The organism is Streptomyces sp. NPDC006193, assembly GCF_040613915.1.
Classification (GTDB): Bacteria; Actinomycetota; Actinomycetes; order Streptomycetales; family Streptomycetaceae; genus Streptomyces.
Window position 1 is genome coordinate 67306 of the sequence record NZ_JBEXTB010000011.1, and the last position, 22069, is coordinate 89374.

Annotated in this window: 20 protein-coding genes; 9 read left to right on the forward strand and 11 right to left on the reverse strand. The window is 77.3% G+C overall.

The genetic code is table 11. The annotated features are described in order from the left end of the window. Positions 1 to 131: 131 nt before the first annotated feature. Together ABZ261_RS13480 and ABZ261_RS13485 are read right to left on the reverse strand one after the other, a co-directional pair. The gene (locus ABZ261_RS13480; protein ID WP_356858544.1) at positions 132 to 542 is read right to left on the reverse strand and encodes a pyridoxamine 5'-phosphate oxidase family protein; all 411 of its coding nucleotides are present in this window, start codon (positions 540 to 542) and stop codon (positions 132 to 134) included. A gap of 326 nt (positions 543 to 868) precedes the next feature. Beyond that, on the reverse strand, positions 869 to 1693 hold the full coding sequence (locus tag ABZ261_RS13485; protein WP_356858722.1) for a ribonuclease BN: 825 nt from the start codon (positions 1691 to 1693) through the stop codon (positions 869 to 871). 260 nt (positions 1694 to 1953) lie between these two features. Between ABZ261_RS13485 and ABZ261_RS13490 the strand changes: the two genes are divergently transcribed. Further along, positions 1954 to 3000: a galactosyldiacylglycerol synthase gene (locus tag ABZ261_RS13490; RefSeq protein WP_356858724.1), complete on the forward strand. Its 1047-nt coding sequence runs from the start codon at positions 1954 to 1956 to the stop codon at positions 2998 to 3000. Positions 3001 to 3333: 333 nt separating this feature from the next. Here ABZ261_RS13490 and ABZ261_RS13495 read toward each other — a convergent pair whose 3' ends face one another. The 3 genes from ABZ261_RS13495 to ABZ261_RS13505 are packed head-to-tail and all read right to left on the reverse strand — an operon-like array spanning position 3334 to position 5905. Continuing rightward, positions 3334 to 4092, reverse strand: a complete 759-nt coding sequence (locus tag ABZ261_RS13495; protein ID WP_356858546.1) for a polysaccharide deacetylase family protein — start codon at positions 4090 to 4092, stop codon at positions 3334 to 3336. Between the two features lie 28 nt (positions 4093 to 4120). Further along, the gene (locus tag ABZ261_RS13500) at positions 4121 to 5044 is read right to left on the reverse strand and encodes a DMT family transporter (RefSeq protein WP_356858548.1); all 924 of its coding nucleotides are present in this window, start codon (positions 5042 to 5044) and stop codon (positions 4121 to 4123) included. A gap of 6 nt (positions 5045 to 5050) precedes the next feature. Further along, on the reverse strand, positions 5051 to 5905 hold the full coding sequence (locus ABZ261_RS13505; RefSeq protein ID WP_356858550.1) for an SDR family NAD(P)-dependent oxidoreductase: 855 nt from the start codon (positions 5903 to 5905) through the stop codon (positions 5051 to 5053). Positions 5906 to 6153: 248 nt separating this feature from the next. Here ABZ261_RS13505 and ABZ261_RS13510 point away from each other — a divergent pair, with 248 nt between their 5' ends. From ABZ261_RS13510 to ABZ261_RS13525, 4 genes are all read left to right on the forward strand, one after another. Then, positions 6154 to 6321 (forward strand): hypothetical protein, encoded by a 168-nt coding sequence (locus ABZ261_RS13510; RefSeq protein ID WP_356858552.1) that lies wholly within the window; start codon positions 6154 to 6156, stop codon positions 6319 to 6321. 371 nt (positions 6322 to 6692) lie between these two features. Further along, entirely contained in the window at positions 6693 to 7706 is a 1014-nt protein-coding gene (locus ABZ261_RS13515; RefSeq protein ID WP_356858554.1) for an iron-containing redox enzyme family protein, read from the forward strand. 21 nt (positions 7707 to 7727) lie between these two features. Continuing rightward, positions 7728 to 8381 (forward strand): HemK2/MTQ2 family protein methyltransferase, encoded by a 654-nt coding sequence (locus ABZ261_RS13520; protein ID WP_356858556.1) that lies wholly within the window; start codon positions 7728 to 7730, stop codon positions 8379 to 8381. After that, positions 8362 to 8559 carry a CDGSH iron-sulfur domain-containing protein gene (locus tag ABZ261_RS13525; RefSeq protein WP_356858558.1) on the forward strand — a complete coding sequence of 66 codons (198 nt, stop codon included), beginning with the start codon at positions 8362 to 8364 and terminating at the stop codon, positions 8557 to 8559. The genes ABZ261_RS13520 and ABZ261_RS13525 overlap by 20 nt, the downstream gene beginning before the upstream one ends. A gap of 213 nt (positions 8560 to 8772) precedes the next feature. Here ABZ261_RS13525 and ABZ261_RS13530 read toward each other — a convergent pair whose 3' ends face one another. Further along, positions 8773 to 9207: a subtilase-type protease inhibitor gene (locus ABZ261_RS13530; RefSeq protein WP_356858560.1), complete on the reverse strand. Its 435-nt coding sequence runs from the start codon at positions 9205 to 9207 to the stop codon at positions 8773 to 8775. 405 nt (positions 9208 to 9612) lie between these two features. Here ABZ261_RS13530 and ABZ261_RS13535 point away from each other — a divergent pair, with 405 nt between their 5' ends. Further along, positions 9613 to 10782, forward strand: a complete 1170-nt coding sequence (locus tag ABZ261_RS13535; RefSeq protein ID WP_356858562.1) for a lactate 2-monooxygenase — start codon at positions 9613 to 9615, stop codon at positions 10780 to 10782. A 321-nt stretch (positions 10783 to 11103) separates the two neighbouring features. Here the strand turns inward: ABZ261_RS13535 and ABZ261_RS13540 are convergent, their stop codons facing one another. The 3 genes from ABZ261_RS13540 to ABZ261_RS13550 all read right to left on the reverse strand — a co-directional run bounded on the left by ABZ261_RS13540 (position 11104) and on the right by ABZ261_RS13550 (position 13920). Continuing rightward, positions 11104 to 12801 carry an RICIN domain-containing protein gene (locus ABZ261_RS13540; protein ID WP_356858564.1) on the reverse strand — a complete coding sequence of 566 codons (1698 nt, stop codon included), beginning with the start codon at positions 12799 to 12801 and terminating at the stop codon, positions 11104 to 11106. 498 nt (positions 12802 to 13299) lie between these two features. Next, a complete protein-coding gene (locus ABZ261_RS13545; RefSeq protein WP_041666033.1) occupies positions 13300 to 13677 on the reverse strand; it encodes a toxin Doc in 378 nt (125 codons plus the stop codon). Positions 13678 to 13680: 3 nt separating this feature from the next. Beyond that, entirely contained in the window at positions 13681 to 13920 is a 240-nt protein-coding gene (locus ABZ261_RS13550; protein WP_356858566.1) for a hypothetical protein, read from the reverse strand. A gap of 520 nt (positions 13921 to 14440) precedes the next feature. Here ABZ261_RS13550 and ABZ261_RS13555 point away from each other — a divergent pair. Beyond that, entirely contained in the window at positions 14441 to 16822 is a 2382-nt protein-coding gene (locus tag ABZ261_RS13555) for a SpoIIE family protein phosphatase (RefSeq protein WP_356858568.1), read from the forward strand. A 16-nt stretch (positions 16823 to 16838) separates the two neighbouring features. On the opposite strand, the gene ABZ261_RS13560 is transcribed toward ABZ261_RS13555, so the two are convergent. After that, positions 16839 to 17387, reverse strand: coding sequence for an RNA polymerase sigma factor (locus ABZ261_RS13560; protein WP_356858570.1), 549 nt, complete (start codon positions 17385 to 17387; stop codon positions 16839 to 16841). A 46-nt stretch (positions 17388 to 17433) separates the two neighbouring features. Here ABZ261_RS13560 and ABZ261_RS13565 point away from each other — a divergent pair, with 46 nt between their 5' ends. Both ABZ261_RS13565 and ABZ261_RS13570 read left to right on the forward strand, forming a co-directional pair. Next, complete coding sequence (locus ABZ261_RS13565) at positions 17434 to 18825, forward strand: serine/threonine-protein kinase (protein WP_356858572.1); 1392 nt, start codon at positions 17434 to 17436, stop codon at positions 18823 to 18825. A gap of 147 nt (positions 18826 to 18972) precedes the next feature. Beyond that, complete coding sequence (locus tag ABZ261_RS13570; RefSeq protein WP_356858726.1) at positions 18973 to 19677, forward strand: DUF4232 domain-containing protein; 705 nt, start codon at positions 18973 to 18975, stop codon at positions 19675 to 19677. 90 nt (positions 19678 to 19767) lie between these two features. On the opposite strand, the gene ABZ261_RS13575 is transcribed toward ABZ261_RS13570, so the two are convergent. Next, positions 19768 to 21873, reverse strand: coding sequence for a ricin-type beta-trefoil lectin domain protein (locus tag ABZ261_RS13575; RefSeq protein ID WP_356858574.1), 2106 nt, complete (start codon positions 21871 to 21873; stop codon positions 19768 to 19770). Positions 21874 to 22069 lie beyond the last annotated feature (196 nt).

Sequence of the window (22069 nt, forward strand, 5' to 3'; positions counted from 1 at the left end):
GTCCCCCTCCTCCCGGTACGGGGCTGAACGCCGGGCGCGGCCGTCGGGCACGCCGGCCGGGGCACGGCTCCCGCCCCGGTCCCGCCGTCCGCGCGGTGCGGGACCGGATCAGCGCTGTCCGGCCTGTCCGATCACGCCCCGGTCAGCCGGCGCCCGGTGACCATGTCGGACTCGATGCGCACGAAGACTCCGTTCCGCACGGGCATCCAGGAGCCGGGGCCGACGTGGGTGAGGCGTCGGTGCTCGGCCGGATCGGTCACGAGAGCGGCCCGGCCGGTCACGACCACGCTCCAGCCGGAGCGGGCCACCGCGTCGAACTCGTCCGCCTCGAACGCGACCACGGCACCGTCGACCGCTCGGACCAGGTCGGAGTCGGCCGAGGTGCGCAGCACCACGGAGCAGTCCGCGTCGAGAAGGAAGTCGACCGGCAGCACGGCCGGCAGCGCCCGCACGGTGTAGACGACCCGGCCGACGGGCGCCTCGCCCAGCAGGCGCAGGCACGCCTGCCGGTCGAGGGCGTGGAAGTCGGCGATCTCGGGCACCTGGCCATCGTGCGCTCGGGCCTCCCGAAGGGACAGGGCCCTTCGGCCCCTCTCCCGCCCGGACGCCGCACCGGCCGCCGCCGGGGCCCTCGGCGGCCCGTACGAGGGTGTCCACGGCCGGGCGCAGGTCCCGTCCGCCCGCCGGAACGCGTGCGCACGGTGGGGCGGCCACCCGTGCGGCGACCGCGGCCGGTCACCTGCGGTCGGCGGTGCCGGGGACGCGGGAGGGGCCGGATCCGCCCGTTCGCCGCCCGGCCCGGCCGTCGTGGAACCGCTCGGGCCCGCGCGCGGCCGGCCCCGCGATCCCCCGCGTGAACAGCTGCGCGCTACCCCGCCCAGGCTCCGTCGTCCTGCGTTCCGTCCGGCTCGTCGCGGTGGTGCGACGGCATCCAGTGGTGCTCGGTGAACCAGCGGCCGAACAGGGCGCCGCCGTAGATGACGAAGCCGACGCCGATGAGCCACGACTCGACGACGAGCACCGTGCCCACGGCCCCGTAGCTCAGCGCGTTGGTGACGATCAGCGGGGTGAAGACGAGGTGCGAGAAGGCGCGCAGGCCCCCCAGGCCGACGACCGTGGCCAGCGCGCCCGGCAGCAGGGCGCGCCAGTGGACCTGGCCGCCCAGCAGGAACCGCTGCCCCCACCAGAAGAACAGCACGCCGCTCACCGCGGACAGCAGGATCCGGTGGTCGCCCGGCAGGGCCGTCTTCGTCACCACCTCCTGGTACAGGTACGCGGTCAGCACCACCAGCCAGGTCGCCTGCCGCCACACCCGGTGCCAGGGGCCCGAGGCGAGGCCCCAGATCCGTTCGTAGGCGTTCTGGACGCTGCCGCCGAAGGCCACGCCGAAGACGGCGAGCAGCACGGCGCTCCAGGCGCTGGTGGTGCCGATCACCTTCCGGGGCGGGCTGACGACATCGGTGAGCACCCGCGCGGACCGGCCGGACAGTCCCATGCCGTCGGTGAGCCAGGAGGCGAAGCCGCCCCGCACCAGGGGGGCGGCCGCGGCCACCACGATCAGCAGCGGCGCCAGCGTGACCAGGGCCAGGGTGGCGAACCCCATGGCCCGGTGCATCAGCTCCAGCTCACGGCCGTGCTCGAACAGGGCCCGGACGCGCAGCCACTCCCACGCGCGATGCAGGCCGCGCCGCAACCGCCCCACGGCTCCTCCCGTGCTCGCCGCCCGCACGCTTCCCCGTGCCGGTCCATCCAGACTGGCACGTGCCGGGCGCCGCGCAGCCGGACCGCGGCCCCGGGACGGCTCGTGGCGGACGCCCGCGGCCGTCCGGTGCGGCGACACGGCCGCCGCGTCCGCCGTCCGGGCGCGACGGCACCGGAGAATCGGCCCCCGTGCACACCACCGACCCCGATGCGCCGGGCCGCCGGCGAAGGATCCTGATCGTGAGCGCGGGCATGGGAGCCGGTCACGACACCGTGGCCGCCGAACTGGCCCGGCGCGCCACGGCCCGCGGGCACGACGCCCACGTGGCCGACGTCCTGCGGCTGCTGCCGTACGGGCTCGGCACGGGCTTGCGCCGCGGATACCGCACGTCGGTACGGCACCTGCCGTGGGTCTACGCCGGCGTCTACCACGCCTTCCTCCGCGCGGGTCCCGGCCGGCGCCCCAGCGGGGTCCCGCTGGCCCGGCTCGCCGGCCCCCGGCTGACGGACCTCGTGGACCGGCTGGACGCCGACGTCGTGGTGTCCGTGTTCCACCTGGCCGCACAGCTCACCGGCGACCTCAGGGCCCGGGGCGTGCTGCGGGTGCCAAGCGCCGTCTTCCTGCTCGACTTCGCGGTGCACCGGCAGTGGCTGCACCCGGGCAACGACCGGTACCTGTGCCTCACGGACGCGGCGGCGGCCGAGGTGCGCCGGTTCCTCGACACGCCCGTGGTGACGACCGGGCCGGTGGTCGCGCCGGCCTTCCGTGCCCCGGCGCCCGGGGCGGCACGCTGGCGGGAGCGCTTCGCCCGGCGGGCGCCGGGCCGGCCCGCCGTCGTGGTGTCGGCCGGCGCGTGGGGGGCCGCGTCCCGCCCCGCCGCCACCGCCCGGCTGCTGGCGGGGGCCGGTTGTCTCCCGGTGGTGCTGTGCGGCCGCAACAGGCAGCTCCTCGCCCGGGTCTCCCGCGAGCCCGGGGCGCTCGCCCTGGACTGGGTGGACGACATGCCGGGGCTCCTGGCCGCGTCGTACGCGCTGGTGGACAACGCCGCCGGCCAGACCGCCGTGCAGGCCCTGGCCGCGGGCCTGCCCCTGGTCGGCCACCGTCCGCTGCCCGGTCACGGGGCGGAGGGCGTGCGCCGGATGGCCGAGCTCGGCCTGTCGGAACTCGCCCCCGACGGGGCCGCGCTGCTGAAGGCCCTCGCCCGCCTCACGGAGGACGGCCGCGAACGCGCGGAACGCGTGGCCCGCGGCCTCGCGCTGTTCCGGCGCGACCCGATGGAGTGCGTGGACGACCTGTGAGCCGACCGGGCCCACCGGTGCGGACGCTGCGGAGCTGCTCCGGCTCCGCCGACGGCGGCGGGCCGCGGAGCTGACCGGCGGCTGCTCCGGCGGTCGACGGCGGTGGGCTGGACCGACGACCGTCCGCTCGCCCGGTGATGCCCGCCGGCTCCGGAACGGACCGGGCACGGCTCCCGCCGAGCCGCCGCACCGGTCCACCCCGGGGCCGGTCCTCCGTGCACCCGGCGTCCGCCTCGGGGACGGGGCGGACACCGCCCGGCCCGGCCGGCCCGGGCGAGCGGCGGGCTCACTCCCTTCCTCCCGTGCCGCCACCGGCATCCGTGCGGCTCCGCGTCACTCCGGGCGGGCTGCTGCGGACGGTCCCGGACCGTGCTCGCGGAGGGGGCCGACCGTGAGGCCCGCCTCGCGGCAGCCCCGGACCACGGCCGGCAGGGCGCCGAGGGCCGCGCGCCAGCAGCCGGGGGCCGCGTGCCGGTCGGAGTCGTGCAGCAGGACGGTGCCGCCGCCGCGCAGGTCCGCCGCGACCCGGGCCCGTACGGAGTCCGGGGTGGCGTCGGCCGTCCAGTCCCTGCCCCACGCGGACCACAGCACCGTCCGCAGTCCGGCACGCCGGGCCGCCCGCCAGCGGCCCGTGGTGAGGATGCCGTACGGCGGCCGGTACCACAGCGGGCGGTGCCCGGTGACGCCGTGCACCGCGCGCACGGTCCGGGCGACCTCCGCCGCGTCCCGGGTGAGCGCGGGGAGCCAGGGGCGGTCGTGGGTCCAGCCGTGCACCCCCAGCTCGTGCCCGCGCCGTACCGTCTCCCGGACCACTTCGGGGTGGCGGACCACGCGCTCGCCGAGCACGAAGAAGGTCGCCCGGACCCCGAGCGCGTCCAGCGCGTCGAGGAAGCGCGGAGTCGACACCGGGTCCGGTCCGTCGTCGAAGGTGAGCGCGACGTGCCGGGCGTGTCCGGCGCCGCAGAGCCCGGGGCAGAACGGCAGCCGCACGGCAGGGAGCCAGGTGGCCGCCGGGCCGATGTGCGCCGCGGCGGCTGCGGCCGGCAGCAGCGCGGCCGCCGTCCGCCACGCGCGGCCGGACAGGGGGGACATCGGTGATCTGCCTCCTCGAAGCGGTGGGTCAGGGGCTGCGGGGCGCCGGCAGCCGTTCGCCGTCCAGGTCCGGCGGGCGGCCCCCGGCCGTGTCCCATTCCCCTCCGACGGCCGGAGCGTGGGCCAGGCCGATGCTGCCCGCGCCGATCAGGGCGATGCCGACCGCCTCCGGCAGCAGGCGCAGGCCCAGCTGGATGGTCTCGGCGAACAGCACCCAGCCGAGCACGACGCTGGTGAGCGCGTCGCCGAGGGTGAGGGCGGGCTGGGAGGCGGTCAGGGAGCCCGCCGCGAGCGCGCCCTGCAGCAGCAGGAAGGCGACGAGCCCGGCGGCGCCCGTCGCGTACAGCGACCAGTGCGCGAACATGGCCTCGGGCCCGCGCCCGAGCCGCCCCACCGCCTCCTTCAGCAGGGCCGCGGTCAGCGCGAAGGACACGGCGGAGGCGAGGCCTAGCAGCGCGGCGCGGGTCGCGCCCCTGACCGGCCGGGCGGCCGCGACGAGCAGGAGCACGCCGCCCAGCGTGCCGCAGCCGCCCAGCAGCCAGGCCCCCGGCGGCGCGGTCGGCCGTCCGGACGACGGCGCGGCGGCGAGGAGGAACAGGGCGAGCCCGCCGGCGAGCGCGAGGAACGCCAGCCAGGTCCGGCCGTCCGGGCGGCGCCGGAAGACGGCACTGCCGACGGCCAGCGTGAACAGCAGCTCGGCGGCGAGCAACGGCTGGACGAGGGACAGGCTGCCGACCGCCAGCGCACCGGCCTGCAGCAGGCTGGACAGGGCCAGCAGGGCCGCGCCGGCCAGCCAGGACCGCCGCCGCAGCATGTGGGCGAACCGGCGCACGGCCGGCCCCGCCCCGCTGCCCTCGTCCGGCTCCTGCACGGCGGCCCGGCGCTGCAGCACCGAGGCGGACGCGTTGGACAGGGCCGCGAGCAGGGCGAGCAGGACGGTGACGGCGGTCACGGCCGCTCACCCGAAGCGGACGGCGAGCCGCCGGTACAGTCCGGGCGCGGCGCCGTGCACCCGGGCGGGCAGGCGCAGCCAGCCGGGGACGTACACCTCGTCCCGGCCGCGACGGACGGCGGCGCAGACCGCGTCCGCCACGCGGGCGGAGGGCACGGGCCGCGGCCACGACCGGGTGTAGGGGGCGCCGCGGCGGTCGAAGAAGGGCGTGTCGACCACGCCGGGGATGACGTGGGTGACGCCGACCCCGGTGCCGTGCAGCTCGTAGCGCAGGGCGTCGGCGAAGGCGGCCAGCGCGGCCTTGGCCGCGGAGTAGACGGCCTCGCCGCGCACGCCCACGCTGCCGGCGAAGGAGCCGATGAGCACGATGCGCCCCGATCCGGCCGCGACCATGTGGGGCAGGAGGGCGCGCACGAGGTGGACAGTGGCGAGCAGGTCGACGCGGACGACCTCGTCGATGCGCGGGCCGGGCATGCCGGTGAAGTCCCCGGCCCAGCCCACGCCGGCGCCCGCCACCAGCAGGTCCAGCCGGCCGAGGTGGTCCAGGGCGAGGTCGCCGAGCCGGCGGTCGGCGCCGGGCCGGGTCAGGTCCGCGGGCAGGGCCGTCGCGCCGCACTCGGCGGCCACCTGCTCCAGCCGGGTGACGTCCCGCCCGTTCAGCGCCAGCCGCCAGCCTCCCTCGGCGGCCAGCCGACGGGCCACGGCCGCACCGATGCCGGAGGACGCTCCCGTCACCAGGGCGGCGCCTGCGCGGCCGGCCCGGCGCCCGGCGGCACGCGGCGCCCGGCCCGTCTCCGGGACGGCGGCCGTCACCGGCCTGGTGCGGTTCGACGGTCCTGCGGGGGACGGGGCATGGGACATGGTGGCGACCTCACAGCGACGGTGTGTTCGGGCTCGCGTGCGCTCGGGCTCGCGGACTCCGGGGGCCGAACTTTCGCGGTGTATCCAGGGCGCCACAGGATGAAACACCGCGCACGGCGAAGCCGCCCGGTCCCGTGACCCGCTGCCGCCGATCCGCCGAGCGGGTCCGCTCCGGCCGGGGCGACGCTTGAGACGGCCGTGACGGGCAACCCGCACGGGAGATCATCACGACGGCGGAAGGAGAGGCCATGCCGGGCGGGAACGAGCGCGAGGACCGGCCGCAGACGGCTCTGGAGGAGGTCCTCCGGGAGACCGAGGAGGCCGGGAAGCACGAGGGGGACGAGGGTGCTTCGGGCGAGGCGGGGGACGCGATCACCCCCAACGCCGGAGCGCAGGAGCAGGCGGAGGGCGACTGAGTCGGGCGGGACTCCGCCCCGACGGGACGCGCCGGCTCGCCCGGGCGGCCGTACGCCGTCCGCACACCGGCGGCCGCCGTGCCCCGCCCCCGCCGCGCGGCACGAAGGCGAGAGGGGCCGGGAAGGGTGAGCAGGCCGGTCCGGCAGGCCAGACGCGACAGACCGGTCCGGCCGGCGGACGGGCCCGCCACGCCGAAGCCGGGGAGACGGGCGGGCCGGCCCGGCGCCCGCCACTCCGTCCTCGCACCGCCGCCGGCCGCCCCGACCGGACCGGGCGGAAGGCGCGCGGTGACCGCCGCGGCGCCGCACGCCCACCACTGCTTCGCCGCACGCCCACCACTGCTTCGCCGCGCGCCGGGTACCCGAGCCCCATGAACCACCACCTGCGAGGACCCCAGCTGCCCCCGTCCCGTGGCCCGCTCTCCGCCGCGGTCACCGCGTACCTGCGCGGCACGGGCCCCCTGCCCCGCCCCGAGGACGCCCGGAGCGCCGACCCGTACGGCGACGACCTGCAGCTCGCCCTGTACCTCTGCTACGAGCTGCACTACCGCGGTTTCGCCGGTGTCCCGCCGCAGACCGAGTGGGACCCGGAGCTGCTGCGCGTCCGCGCGGCGCTGGAGCAGCGCTTCCTGGCCGCGCTGCGTGCCGACGCACCGGTCCACGACAGCCTGGACGACGCGCTCGGCGCCCTGCTGGTGGAACCGGCCCAGGGCACGGGGATCAGCCACTTCCTGTGCGACGAGGGCGAGTTGTGGCAGGTGCGCGAGTACGCGGCCCAGCGCTCCCTGTACCACCTGAAGGAGGCCGACCCGCACGCCTGGGTGCTGCCGCGGCTGTGGGGCCGGGCGAAGGCGGCGATGGCGGCGGTGGAGTTCGACGAGTTCGGCGGCGGTCGGGCCGAGCGGGTGCACGCCCGGCTGTTCGCCGACCTGATGAGGGATCTGGGCCTGGACCCGGCGTACGGCCGCTACCTGGGCGCGGCCGCCGCCGAGATGCTGGCCGTGGTCAACCTGATGTCCCTGTTCGGGCTGCACCGCGACCTGCGCGGCGCGCTGGTGGGTCACTTCGCGGAGGTGGAGATCACCTCCTCCCCCGGCTCCCGCCGGCTCGCCGAGGCGATGCGCCGCACCGGCGCCGGTCCGGCCGCGGAGTTCTTCTACGACGAGCACGTCGAGGCGGACGCGGTGCACGAACAGGTCGTCCGGCACGAAGTGATCGTCGGGCTGCTCGAGGAGGAGCCGGAGCTGGCCGCCGACGTCGCCTTCGGGATCGACGCGACCGAGTACCTGGAGGAGCGGCTGGCCCGGCGGCTGCTCACCGACTGGCGCGCGGGGAGGTCGTCCCTGCGGACACCCCTGGACCAGCAGCTGTCCCATACATCCTGAATACCGGGGTACCCGCGCGTTGTGATCGCATTGCTGCTCCCGGGTGTGTACGCCCCGCAGGACGATACGGAGCTGCTGGCCGAGGTCCTCCGCGAGGAGGCGCCGCCGGCCGGTGCGCAGGTGCTGGACGTGGCCACCGGAAGCGGTGCGCTGGCCCTGGAGGCGGCCCGGCGCGGGACCGAGGTGACCGCCGTGGACGTGTCGCGGCGAGCGGTGTGGACGGCCCGGCTGAACGCGTGGCTGACCCGCCTGCCGGTCCGCATCCGGCGCGGCAACCTGTTCGCGCCGGTCCGCGGCCGCAGTTTCGACCTCATCCTGGCGAATCCGCCCTATGTGCCGGCGCCCGACGCCGGACGCCGGCCGCGCGGCCGGTCGCGGGCCTGGGACGCGGGGCACGACGGGCGGCTGCTGCTGGACCGGATCTGCCGGGACGCCCCGGCGCTGCTGCGTCCCGGCGGGGTCCTGCTGATCGTGCACTCGGCGCTGAGCGGGCCCGAGCGCACCCTGGAACTGCTGCGGCAGGCCGGGCTGAAGGCCGCGGTGGTCCGGCGGCGCTGGATCGCCTTCGGGCCGGTGCTGCGCTCCCGGGAGGACTGGCTGCGCCGGCGCGGGCTGCTCGCGCCGGCCGACGACAGGGAAGAGCTGGTGGTCATCCGTGCCGAACGATCCTGCTGAGCGGGCCCGCCGGATCACCGTGCAGCGGCGCGGGCCGCTGTTGGTGGAAGGCCCCGTGGAGGTCGAGCTGGAGGACGGGACCACGGTCTCGTCGGACCGGTTCCGCGTCGCTCTGTGTACCTGCCGGCGCAGTCGCCGCTATCCCTGGTGCGACACCAGTCACCGGCGCAAGGCCTGAGCGCCTGGTCGAAACCGGTTGTTTCTCGCCGCTCCCCGGGGACGGCCCCCCACGGACCTCCCCCGGGGAGCGGCTGTGTGCCCGGGGCCGGCGGGCGGCCCCACTCCGCCCGCCCGGTCCCGGTGCGAGATCGCAGGTTCCCCGCTGCAGGGGCCGCACTCCCCAGTTGCGGGCCTGATCCGGCGTCCACGGGGACCCCTGCGATCCCGGTCCCTAGAACGCGAAGAGGCTGCCGCCGACGGCGTCCCTCGTGCACGCGTTGCCGAAGGTGCGCTCGTACGCCACGCGCTTGCCCTGGTAGACGCCCTGGACCGTGACGAAGACGGGGTCGAAGACCTTGGTGCACATCACGCCGTCCTCGGCCTTCAGGGTGTCCAGGTCGCCGCCGACGCCGCGCAGTTCGGCGCAGGCCTCGGCGGGCGCCGGATGGGTTCCGGAGGCCGTCGGGGCGCAGCTGAGGGTGACGGCGCGCTCCGGAGTGGCCGTGGCCGCGTCGGTGCCGTGGCCGGTGGTCAGCACCAGGGCCGAGGGGGCGTAGAGCGACGACGGGGCGGCGCCCGGTGCAGCGGCGGCGGCCCCGGTCAGGGGTCCGCAGACGGCGGCGGCCGTGAGGCCGAGGGCCGCTGCCCAGCGCGCGGTGTTCCGCATTGTGTGCATCCTTCCGCTCGAACAGACAGGGAGCCGGCTCCGGCCCGGTCGGGTGCCGGAGCGGCGAGCGCCACTCTGCCGAGTCCCCGGCCGAAACTCACATCGAACCCATAGGTTTCAGTAACATTTCGTGTTGAATCAGTGGCGTGAAGTCACGGAACCCGAACACCGTGGCCCCGGAACTGCACGGCTCCCCCGCCCTGGGACCGGCCGGATGGCTGAAAATGCGCTGTTCGTTAATCGTCCTGAAACATTCCGACTTCGCCCGCGTCGCGCTCCTTGATGACTCCTTGTGTTCATCAATTGATCACCGGGAGCCGCTCCTCACGGCGTCCGGTCGGATGACGCCCGACTTACCGGTCGGTATCGTCCCGGTGGACGCGGTCCGCGACGTGGGAGGGACGGATGGCGCGGCACTGGGCGGACTTCCAGTACGAGATCTATCTGAACGGGACGAGCGGAGCGGTGCCCCGGCTCCCGACCGACCTGACCCGGCTGGAGGAGTTGGCCGAGCAGCGGCTCGGGCCCGGTCCCGCGGGCTATGTCGCGGGCGGCGCGGGGGACGGCAGCACGGCCCGCGCCAACCGGGCGGCCCTCGCCCGGCGCCGGATCCTGCCGCGCATGCTGCGGGACGTGCGCGAGCGCGACCTGACGACGGAGGTGCTCGGCCGGACCCTGCCGGCGCCGCTCGCCCTGGCGCCGGTGGGCGTGCTGTCGATCGTGCACCCGGACGCGGAGTGCGCCGCCGCCCGGGCCGCCGCCGCGCAGGGGGTGCCGTACGTCCTGTCGTCGGCGTCCAGCACACCGATGGAGCAGGTGGCGGAGGCGATGGGGGACGCCGAGCGCTGGTTCCAGCTGTACTGGGGCAAGGACCGAGAGGTCACCCGGAGCTTCCTCACCCGGGCCAGGGCGGCCGGCTACTCGGTGCTGGTCGTCACCCTGGACACCCCGCTGCTGGCGTGGCGCCCCCGCGACCTGGACCAGGCGTATCTGCCGTTCCTGCACGGCGTGGGCACCGCCAACTACTTCACCGACCCGGCGTTCCGGGCGGGCCTCGCCGAGCCCGTGCAGGAGGATCCGCAGGCGGCGGTGCTGCACTTCCTCGGCCTGTTCGGGGACGCCGGCCACACCTGGCCGGACCTCGGCTTCCTGCGCGGGCTGTGGGACGGGCCGATCGTCCTCAAGGGCGTGCTGCACCCGGACGACGCCCGGCTCGCCGCCGACGCCGGGATGGACGGCGTGGTGGTCTCCAACCACGGCGGCCGGCAGGTGGCCGGCTCGGTCGCGGCGGCCGACGCGCTGCCGCGGGTCGCGGAGGCGGCCGGCGACCGGCTCACGGTGCTGTTCGACAGCGGGGTGCGCACCGGGGACGACGTGTTCAAGGCCCTCGCCCTCGGCGCCCGGGCGGTGCTGCTGGGCCGACCGTACGTGTACGGGCTCGGCCTGGACGGGCAGGCGGGCGTGGAACACGTCATCCGCTGTCTGCTGGCGGAGTTCGACCTGACGCTCGCGCTGTGCGGCCACACCCGCCCGGCGGCGGTGACGCCGGCCGACCTGACGGAGACCCCCGCCTGACCCTGCCGGAACACCCGCGCGCCGGCGCCGGGCCGACGCCGGCCGTCCCGCCGCAGCCACCGGCCCGCGGCACCCCCCGCACGACCGCCGGCACGAGCGGGAGCGACGCGGCCGTGGCGGAACGCGGGCGCCCGGGGCGGAGCACCGCCCGTGCACGCCGCCGTGCCCTTAGGGCGGGGCTGCCGCACCCGCCCCGCCCTAAGGGCCCGCGCCGGCCGCCCATGGGCCCGCCGCGCCCGGGGCGGGGCGCAGCCGCCGTACCACCCCTGTGCCGGAGGCGCGGGGGGCCGGGCGGTCCGGGGTGTGCTCGCGGCGCGCCTGCTACGTGCGCTGTTCCGGCAGTTGCGCGGGGTGGGCGGACGGCCCGCCGGCGCCGGCGGTCGGCAGGGAGCCGGGGCTCGCGGTCGGCGCGTCGGCCGTCCAGCGCTGGCCGGCGGAGCCGTCCCGGACCTTGGCGGCGAGGTCGCCGCCGGCCCGGTCGCCGGTGGCGGCCAGGGCCAGCGTCCGGTCCCACCGGGGCAGCAGCTCGCCCTGGCCGGTGAGGTCGTAACGCACGTCGTCGCCCCGCTCGTCACCGGCGTCGGCGCAGTCGCCGAGGATGACCACTCCGGCGTCGGCGTGGGAGTCCAGGCACAGGCTCGTGTCGGCCGCGCTGCGCAGCAGCCCGTCGGGCTCGTACGTCCACTGCTGCGTGACCGCCGTGGAGCAGTCGGCGACGACGGCGCTCGCCCCCGCCGCCGGTGTGCCCCTGACGTCCAGGCACAGACCGGCGGCGGCGTTGCGCAGCCGGGCCGGACGGCCGGCGGCGGGCAGGCCCGCCGTGCCGGGCGCGGCGGACGGGGATCCGGCGTGGGAAGGAGATCCGGCGTCGGTGCCGGGGGCCGCGCCGGTGGCGGCGGCCGGGCCGGTGCCCTCTCCGCCGGCCGGCCACACGCTGATCGCCAGGACCGCGGCGAGCAGCCCGGCCGAGGCCACGCCGACTCCGGTCAGCAGCGCCCTGGACGACCGGACCGGGCCCAGGGCGCGGCGGTCGGGCGGGGACAGCCGGGCCGCCGCGCCGGGCAGAGCGGATCCGCCGCGGCCGGAGCGGCGCCGTCCGCCGGGCGCGGCCGTGCGTGCCGATCGCCCGCCGCCGCGCCGGCGTCCGCCGGAGCGCCGGGAGCCGCCGCGGCCGCCGGCGGCGCCCTGCCGGCGTCCGGGACGCGAGTCGAGGTACGGGCGGGCGCCGCGGCCGAGGACGGCTTCGGCGAGGAGCACGCCCGGCGCGGCCCCGCTCTGCCCCAGCTGCTCGGCGGCGTGCCGGCAGTGGGCGCAGCCCGCCAGATGCTTCCGGACGTCGGGCAGCAGCGCGCCGCCCCGCCGTATCGGGACGTCGAGCAGGCGGTTGTAGTGGCGGCACTCCTGGCCGGGCGCGAGTTCCCGGTGGGCCCGCACCAGGCCCGCCCGGAATGCCTCCCGGGCCTGTTCGAGCGCGGCGGTGGCGTTCTCGGCGTCCATGCCGAGCAGTCCGGCGGGAACGTCGACCGGCTCGGCCTCGACCTCGGTGTGCCACAACAGCGCCTGCTCCGCCCGGGACAGGCTGTGGAAGGAGCGGTCGGCGAGGACGCGGTCGTCGGGTGTCCGCGGCTGTGCGGCACGCGGCGCGCGGCCCGCGGATCTCCCGAGTCCGGGCAGGGCGGCGGTGATCCGGTCGGTGCCGGACCAGTTGGCGACCGTGTCCCGGACGGCCACCAGCAGACGGGGCCGCAGCGCCTCGGCGGGTTCGCCGAGCGCCAGCCGGCCGAGGACCTGGTGGAAGGCGGCGGCGGTGACCATGTGGGCGAGTTGCCCGGGGGCGGCCAGGCAGACGACCGCGTAGTCCTGGACCGGCTCCCAGTGCCGGGCCATCAGGAGGGCGGCGGACCGGGAGGCCTCCGCGTCGGAGCCGGCCCGCAGCGGGCCGGCGAGCGACTCGTCGGGCTCCCCGGGGTCGCCGCCGGGCGGCGGACAGGAAGGCCGGGGAGGGTGGGGGGTGGGCACGGGGTGGATTCCTTCGCTGCGTGGTGCGTTGGTGCGTGTCCGCCGCGCTCGGGACGTGCAGAGGAGCGGAGACGCACCGCGGTGCGAACCTTCGCACACCTTCCACACCGGCAACAAGGCGCACGGGACGCCGGCAGACCGGAACAGGGCGGTGCGGACCGGCAGTCGGGCGGCGCCGGTCCGCCGGGCGGGCGCTTCCCCCGCGCCCCGTGTGAAGGGCGCGCACGCACGCCGCGGACGCGCACGCTCCCGGAGCGTGCGGCGCGGGTGGTGGACTGGACGCCGGCCCTGCTCCGCGGGCCCCGCGCGGGTCGGCGGCCTCCCCCGCGCGGCCGGCCGCCGGCCCCGTCCCTCCCGTTCTCGGCCGGCGGCCCGGCGGCTCCCCGCCCACCGGGGCGGGGGCCGCTGGCTCGAAGCGGGAAGCGTCGCGGTCCGGGCCGGCCGGTGCAGTCCGGACGCGGGCCGGTCCGGACGCGGTGCGGTCCGGAGCCGGTGCGGTCAGATCTGCCAGGAGCGGAGCCGGTCGGCCGCGCCGTAGACGTCGGTCTTGCCGGAGATCAGGTCGCGGGCGAGGTCGACGAGGGCGCCGTAGGGCGGGTCGATGCCGACGCCGCTGACGAACATGTAGGCGACGGCGGTGGCGCAGGCGAAGCGGGCGTTGGCCGCGGGCAGCGGCTTCAGCACGGCGAGGGTGTGCAGCAGCGCGGCGGCACGCCAGGCGGCGTCGGAGTCCACTCCGAGCCGGGGCGGGTCCACCCGGTGCCGGGCGACGGCGGCGACCAGCGCGGAGAAGTCGTCCACGGCGGGCTGGTCGGGCAGGACCTCCTCGTGCCGCTGGAGCAGCCAGGGGACGTCGATGTGGATGACGGAGGGCATCGCTCAGGCGGCCTCGCCCCTGGCGGGGGACTCGTCGTCGGGGAAGGCCACCGCGAACTCCTCGGCGTGGGCGGCGAAGAAGCGCCGGAACGCCTCCGCGCCCTCCTGCAGGGCCCGGTGCCGGGCTATGTCGGCGGCGGCGGCCTCACGCACCAGCGCCTTCATCGACGTACCGCGCTCCTTGGCGATCTGCCGCAGGTCCTCGAGTTCCCGTTCGCTGAACTCCACGTTGAGAGCTGGCATGTCCCTCACGGTACCGTGCGGGTACTCCCGCGTAAATACCCGCAGGTGGGAACGCATCCGCCACGGTACCGTCCGAATCCCGGCGCGGTGTCCGGCGGGTATAGCCGCCGCACGCCGCGGCGGTCGCGGCCGGGCCCGGCCGGACGCGGGGGAACGGCCGTCGGCGGCAGGCCACTTCGGGCCGGCCGCCCGGTGTGCGGCGCCGGGGCCCCGGCCGCACACCGCACGTCTCCCGGGCCGGCAGACCGCGGCCGCCGCACTCGGACAGCACCGGGAGACGCTCACCACGAGCCTGCGCCAGAGGGCTCCTGACGACACGTCAGGTACGGCTGGCCCGGAAGGTGTCCGGGGTCCCCCGCTGCGCACATCGGCCGGATCTCCCCTTGACCGCGGCCCCGCTCCTGTCCGTCCGGCCGGCCCGACGACCGGGGCCGGCGCTCACCGGCGTACCCGAAGCACTACGCTGGGACGCGAGTGGTGCCACCTGTTCACTGTGAGTGTGCGCTTGGGAGCGGCGACGATGAGCCGGGTCTATCCGTTCGACGACGCGGCGACGGCCCGGGCTGTCATCGACGACGACGGAACGCTGGTGGAGTGGAACGAGGGCGCACGGCGCCTGCTCGGCCACCCGCCCGACGCCGTGCTGGGCCGCCCCGCCGCCGAGCTGCTGGCCGGTGCGGGATTCCCGGCCGCTCCCGCGGGCCGCCGCTGGGAGGGCACGGTGGGATTGCGCCACCGGGACGGCCGTACCGTCTCGGTGTGGCTGCTCGCCCACCGCCGTCCGCCGCAGGAGGGGCGCCGGGGCGGCTGGCTCGTGGTCACCCCGCTCAGCGGTGCGCAGCCGCCCGCCGCGGACGACCCGCTCGCCGGGGCGGGTCTGATCCAGTCGCCGTGCGCGGTCGCCGTGTACGACGGGGAGCTGCGGCTGCGCCGGATGAACGCGGCGATGGCCGCCGTCGTCGGCCTGCCGGAGGAGCGGATACGGGGCCTCAGGGTCGCGGAGATCGGCGGCAGGCCGCAGAGCGAGGAGCTGGAGCTGGCCATGCTCCGGGTGCTGACCTCGGGCCGGGCCCAGGACGTGCGGACGTCCGTGTACACCACGGGCGAGGACCGGGCCCACGCCTGGCTCGCCCGGATGGCGCCGGTGCGGGACGCGGCGGGCCGGGTGCGGGGCGTGTGCCTGGCCGCGCACGACGTCACCGACAGCCACCGGGCCCGTGAGCGGCTGCAACTGGTGAACGAGGCGAGCGGGCGCATCGGGTCCACGCTCGACGTGACCCGTACGGCGCAGGAGCTCGCCGACATCTGCGTGCCCGCGCTCGCCGACTTCGTCACCGTCGACCTGCTGGACCCCGAGGACTACGGCGGCGAGCCCCCGGCGCGGGTCACGGCGCCCGTGACACTGCGCCGGGCCGCCCACGGCTCGGTCATCGGCGGTGTGCCGGAGGCGGTGACGGAGCCGGGCCGCACCGAGCGGTACCCGGCCGGCTCCCCGCAGGCCGACTCGCTCACCGCGGGCCGCACGATCATCGCCTCGGTGGCCGCGGGCGACATGGACGAGTGGCTGGCCTGGAACACCGCGCGCGGCGAGCAGGTGCGCGCCTACGGCATCCACTCCTCGATGTCGGTGCCCATCCAGGCCCGCGGCCTCACCCTGGGCGTGGCCGTCTTCACCCGGCACCGGAGCCCGGAGGAGTTCACCGCGGACGACCGGCTGCTGGCCGAGGAGATCACCACGCGTGCCGCGCTCTGCATCGACAACGCCCGCCGCTACTCGCGCGAGCGGGAGACCGCCCTCGCCCTGCAGCGCAGCCTGCTGCCCCGCTCCCTGCCGCGCACGGCCGCGCTCGACGAGGTCTCCTCGCGGTATCTGCCGGCCGCGCGGGCCGGGGTGGGCGGGGACTGGTTCGACGTGATCCCGCTGTCCGGGATGCGGGTCGCGATGGTCGTCGGCGACGTCGTGGGGCACGGCATCCAGGCCTCGGCCACCATGGGCCGGCTGCGCACCGCCGTCCGCACCCTCGCCGACATCGACCTGGCCCCGGACGAGCTGCTCACGCACCTGGACGACCTCGTGGTGCGGCTGTCGGAGGAGTCCGGCGACGGCAGCCCCGGCGAGGTCGGCGCGACCTGCCTGTACGCCGTCTACGACCCGGTGTCCCGCCGCTGCGCGCTGGCCCGCGCCGGCCATCCGCCGCCCGTGCTGCTGCGGCCGGACGGCGTGCCCCGGCTGCTCGACCTGCCCGCCGGGCCCCCGCTGGGCCTGGGCGGGCTGCCGTTCGAGTGCGCCGAGGTGGACCTGCCCGAGGGCGCCGTCCTCGCCCTGTACACCGACGGCCTGGTGCAGTCCCGGGAGCGGGACGCGGACGCCAGCCGCGAGCTGCTGTGCCGGGCGCTCGGCCGGAGCAGCGGCTCACTGGACGAGACCTGCGACCACGTCCTGCGGGCCCTGCTCCCGGACGGGGGCGCCCCCGACGACGTGGCGCTGCTGCTCGCCCGCACCCGGGGCCTGCCCCCCTCGCAGGTGGCGACCTGGGACGTCCCCGCCGACCCGGCGCTGGTCGCACCGATCCGCAAGCAGGTCGTGGACCGGCTCGACGCCTGGTCGCTCAGCGAGGCGACGTTCACCGCGGAACTGGTGGTGAGCGAACTGGTCACCAACGCCATCCGCTACGGCTCCCGCCCGATCCGGCTGCGGCTGATCCACGACGCGGACACGCTGATCTGCGAGGTGTCCGACACCAGCCACACCGCCCCGCACCTGCGCCGGGCGAAGACCTTCGACGAGGGGGGCCGGGGCCTGCTGCTGGTCGCCCAGCTCACCGAGCGCTGGGGCAGCCGGCACACCGCGGACGGCAAGACCATCTGGGCGGAGCTGCCGCTGTTCCAGGAGGACCGGTGAGGCGGGCCGGGGGCGTTCAGGACGCCGACAGCCACGGCCGTACCCGCCTGCGGGCCTCGTGCAGCCGGGACTTGAGGGTGCCGAGCGGGATGCCGGCGCGCTCGGCGGCCTCCGCGTAGTCCAGTTGGCAGACGTCCCGGTAGACCAGCGGCGCGACCAGGTGCGGATGCTCCCGCTCCAGCCGCTCCAGGGCCTCCAGCAGGTCCACCCGGGAACCGGCGATGACACTGGTCGTGCGCGGGTCGACGGCCTGCTCGGGCCGCAGGGCGGCGGGCTGTTCGGCGGCCCGCCGCTTCAGTTCGCGGTACTTCTGCCGGCAGCAGTTGGCGACCACCGTGTACAGCCAGGTGCCGAAGCGGCTGCGGCCCTCGAAGGCGGGCAGGTGGCGGGCCACTTGGAGCAGCACGTCCTGGGCGGCCTCCTCGGCGTCCTCCCGGCAGGGCAGGAAGCGCCCGCAGCGGCGCACGACCTCGGGCCGGATCTCGCCCAGCAGCCGGTCCAGGGCCGCGCCGTCGCCGGCGGCGGCGCGCCGGGCGAGGTCCTCCGCGGGCGCCTCGTCCTGCACGAGCGCCTCCCCTCGAAGTCGCCGTCGGGGCAGGCATGATAGTGGCATGCACCCCGTCGGGCGGATCGGCCGCCACCGCCTCGAACGGCCGCTGGGCAGCGGCGCCTTCGCCACGGTGTGGCTCGCGCACGACCCGGAGCTGCGGGCGCCGGTGGCGGTGAAGGTCCTCGCCGAGAACTGGGCGCACCGGCTCGATGTGCGGGAGCGTTTCCTCACCGAGGCGCGGCTGCTGCGCCGGGCCGCTTCCAGCCGGGTGGTGCAGGTCTACGACCTCGGTGAACTCCCGGACAGGCGGCCGTACTTCGTGATGGAGTACGCCGACGGCGGCACCCTCGCCGACCTGTCCGCGGGCGGTGCGCTGCCGGTGCGGGAGGCGCTCGCGCTGACCGCCGAGGCCGCGCGCGGCGCCGCCGCGCTGCACGAGGCGGGCATCGTGCACCGCGACATCAAACCGAGCAACGTGCTGCTGCGCACCGCCCCGGACGGCTCCCGCCGCGTCCTGCTGGCCGACCTGGGGCTCGCCAAGAGCCTCGCGCAGGCCTCGGGACTGACCCTGGCCGCGGGCTCGGCGGGCTACCGGCCGCCGGAGCAGGCCGAACCGGGCGCGGGCGTCGACGAGCGGGCCGACGTCTACAGCCTGGGCGCGGTCGGCTACGAGCTGCTCACCGGGACCGTGCCGGGCCCGCCGGGCAAGGTCGTGCCGCCCGGGCGGCTGCGGCCGGACCTCGGCGGGGACGTGGCGCGGGCGGTGCTGCGGGCGCTGGAGCCGGACCGGACGCGGCGCTGGCCTAGCGCCCTGGCCTTCGCGGACGCGCTGGACGAGCTGGCGGGAACGGCGCCGGTGCGGGCCGCTCGACGGCGTGACGGGGTCCGCGCCGGGCTCACGGCGGTGCGCCTGGCGCTCGCCGCGGTCCTCGCGGCCACGGCCGCCGCGGTCACGGCGACCGCGGTGCTCCACCGGGGCGGCCCGGCCGGCGAAACGGTGCCGGTCGCGGACGCCACCGGGCGGGTGACCCTGCGGGTACCGGCCGGCTGGGGCCGGGAGCTGCGCGCCTCCGGCTGGGATCCGCGCGCGCTCGGGCTGGCCGCGGGGCACGAGCCGGGCCTGGTGGTGGCCGGCGACCTGTCCCGCTGGACCGACCCCGGCGCCCCTGTGGACGGGGTCTTCGCCGGGGTCGTCGCGCACGGCGGCATCACCGCGAAGGTGAGGGCGCTCGCCCATCCCGGCTGCCGCTATCGGGGCGCCCGCACCTTCGCCGGCACGCGCTGGCACGGGCTGGTGCGGACCTGGGGCGGCTGCCCGGACGGCGGCTCGTTCACCGAGTGCGCGCTGGTCCCGGCGGGCGGTCCCGCCCGGCCGCAGGTGTACGTGCAGCTGCGTGAGCGGGGAGCGGGCGGCGCGGCCGACGGCGTACTGCGCTCCCTGCGAGTGGCGTGAATGCATGGCCCACGGTCAAGTGGGGGGAAAGAACCCGGTGTGTCCCGAACTTTTCCGGCGTCCCGTGCATCGGACCGAGAGGACGGCGCACCCGGCGCCGACGGCACGCCTCCGCGCGTGTCCGACGATCCTGGAGTGGTGAGCGACATGGTGTACACCCCCCGGTCCGCCCGGCACGGTGTCCTGCTCGTGGGCACGGTCGCCGTGCTGGGCCTCCTGACCGCCTGCGGCGACGGCGACGGAGCCCGCGGCAACCCCCCGATCACGGTGTCCGGTACGGCGGCGCCCGTGCAGGACGCCACGCGGGGCCCGGCGTCCGCGTCGGCGCCCGTCTCCACCCGCACCGTGCCGGTCGGCGCGGTCTCGTCCTCCGCCCCCGTGACGACGGCGTCCCCGGGCGGCGGCACCGCCGCGGCCGCCCGGCCCGCGACGGGCGGCCGCTGCCACACCTCGGAGCTGCGCGCCTCCGTGGGCCGCAACGACCCGGGCGCCGGGCAGGAGAACTTCCCCCTGGTGCTGACCAACAGGTCCGGCCGCACCTGCACCCTGCACGGCTATCCGGGGGCGGCCTTCGTCAACGCCTCCGGCGCGCAGCTCGGCCCCGACCCGAAGCGTGAACCGGGCTCCCCGGCGACCGTCGTGCTCAAGCCCGGGCAGAGCGCCTGGGCCGGGCTGACCTTCTCCAACCCGGAGATCACCGGCGCGAAGACGGCCACGCCGGCCGCCCTGCTGGTCACCCCGCCGGACGAGCGCGACCACCTGAAGGTGCCGTGGTCGGGCGGCCCGGTGCCGGTCTCCGGGAACTCCTCGTCCGTCCGCCTGACGGTGCTCAGCCCCGGCACCGGCCCCTGACCGGCCCGGCCGCGCGCGCCGTCGTCACCGGGCGCCCCGGCCCGGCGCCGCCGGTGCGGCGAGGACACCGCCTCGCCCGCCCGGCGTGCCTCAGCGGCGGCGCCGCCCGCCGTGTCCGGAGCCGCCGTCGTCCCGGTCGCAGGGCTGCGCGTGCGCGGCGCACCGCCCGGCGGCGGTGGGCGGAGCCGCCGCCGGGCGGCTCTTCGCCGCGGGCGGCGCGTCGGAGGCCGCCAGTGGGGTGTCGCCGCCGCTCCAGTTCACGTTCTCCATCCGCAGATCCGGGTGGGCGGTGTCGACGGACCAGCGCTGGGCGGCGCCCGGGGCGCGGGTCTTGAGCACGAGGGCGCCGGAGCCGTCGGTGGCGGCCGGGGTGAGGGCCAGTTCCGGGTTCCCGCGGGGCACCAGGGCGCCCTGGGGGGTGAAGTCGTAGCGGAGGGTCCGGGCGGCCTCGCCGGTGGCCGCGCAGGGGGCGAGGCGGACGGAGTAGCCGAGGCGCGAGTCCAGGCACAGGCCGGGAGCGGCGGCGTTGCGCAGCAGCCCGTCGGTCTCGTAGGTCCACTGCTGGGTCGGCGCCGCGGAGCAGGCGGCGAGTTCCGTCTCGGCGCCCTCGACGGCCTTCTTGCCGGTGACGCCGACGCACAGGCCGGAGGCGAGGTTGTGCAGTCTGCCGCGCAGGGCACTGTGTCCGGCACGGTTGCCGCCGGTCCAGGACCCGCCCGGGGAGCGGGTGTCCCCTCCCGGCCCCGCTGTGCGGGTGGGCGCGCCCGCGGCCCCGGGCTCGCGGGGGTCGCCGGAGCCGTGCGCCGACCACAGCACCAGGGGCACCACGACCAGCCCGCTGACGGTGAGGACGGCCAGGGCCAGGTTGCGGCGGCGGGCGCGTCGCGCGGCACGAAGAGCGGAACGGCCGGTGCCGCCGGGTGCGGCGGGGGCGTCGGGGGCGGGCTCGCCGGAGCGGGAGCGGGCGGCGGATGCCCCTCGGCCCGCGGCCCGGCGCCGGCCGGTGGACGCCGCGCGGCGCGCCGGCCGGCCGGCGCCGGCCTGCTCCCCGGGACCGGCGGAAGCGGCGCCCGAGGCGGCCCCGAAGCCGCCCCCGGCGGATCCGGCGGATCCGGTGGATCCGCCGGACTTGGCGATCGCGGCCGAGCCGGCCCACCCGGCTCCGGCGGCTCCGGCGGCTCCGACGCCTAGGGCGGTCCCGGCGGCGTCAGCGCCCTCGGCAGGCGCTGCGGACCCGGTCCACCCGGTGGATACGGCGAAGTCGGACCACCCGGCGGTGTCGGGCGCCACGGCGGGCCCCCGGGCCCCGGCGGGTGGGTGCGGGTCCGCGGGGGTGAATGCCTCGCCGCCGACGGGCGCGACCGCGGCGGCGGCCGGGGCCGGCTCGGCGGGCTCCTCGGCGCCGCGGGCCCGGGACTCCACATAGCCGCGCGCGCCCCAGCCGAGGACCGCCTCGGCGAGCGCGAGGCCGAGGCCGCCGTTGAACCGGTCGAGCTGCTCGCCGGTACGGCTGCAGTGGGCGCAGCGCCCCAGGTGCTCCCGCAAATCCGGATCGACGGCGGCGCCGCCGCGCCGGAAGGTCACGTCCAGCATCCGCAGATAGCGCCGGCACTCGTCCTCGGGGGCGAGTTCACGGTGCGCCTGCAGGCACTCCTCGCGGAGCCGTGCCCGGGCCCGGCTCAGTTCCACGCGGGCGCCCTCCTCGTCCAGGCCGAGCAGGGCCGCGGGCACGGAGAGGGGCTCCGCCTCGACCTCGCAGTGCCACAGCACGGCACGGGAGGTCTCGGGCGCCCGTTGGAAGGCGCGGGTCAGCAGCCGCCGGCCGGGCGGCGGCAGCAGCCGGGCCGCGGCGCGCTCCCCGGCGCCGCCGCCCGAGCGCAGGGCGGGGTGCAGGAGCTCCCTGCGGTCGTCGGCGTCCCACTCGGCGGCGAGCCGGCGCACGGCGACCAGTACGTGGGGCCGCCAGGCGGCGGCCGGGCCGGCCTGCCGCAGGGCCGCGCCGAACAGCCGGGTGAACGCCGCCGTGGTGAGCATGCCCGCGGCGCGCGGCCCGTCGGTGCACAGGCGGGCGTAGGCGAAGGCCGCCGCCCAGTGCCGGTCGAGGAGTTCGCCGACCGGGTGCAGCGCGGGTGCGGTCCCCGTCCACTTCTTCAGTTCGGCGCTCAATTGCTCGTCCGACGGGCCTGCCTCACGCACGGCTGCATTCCTCCATGAGCGACACGGAAATAAGTCCATACCAACGGGCGCGGTGAGGCGGTGAGGCAGCTCGAACGCCCACCCTGGGCGGCCTTGTCGAAGCGTGGGGGGTGTACGGGAGCGGCCTGGCGCACTGCGGGGGAATGCATGCGCCTGCGCGCCGACGACGCACACTTTTGCACAGCGGAACACCCCC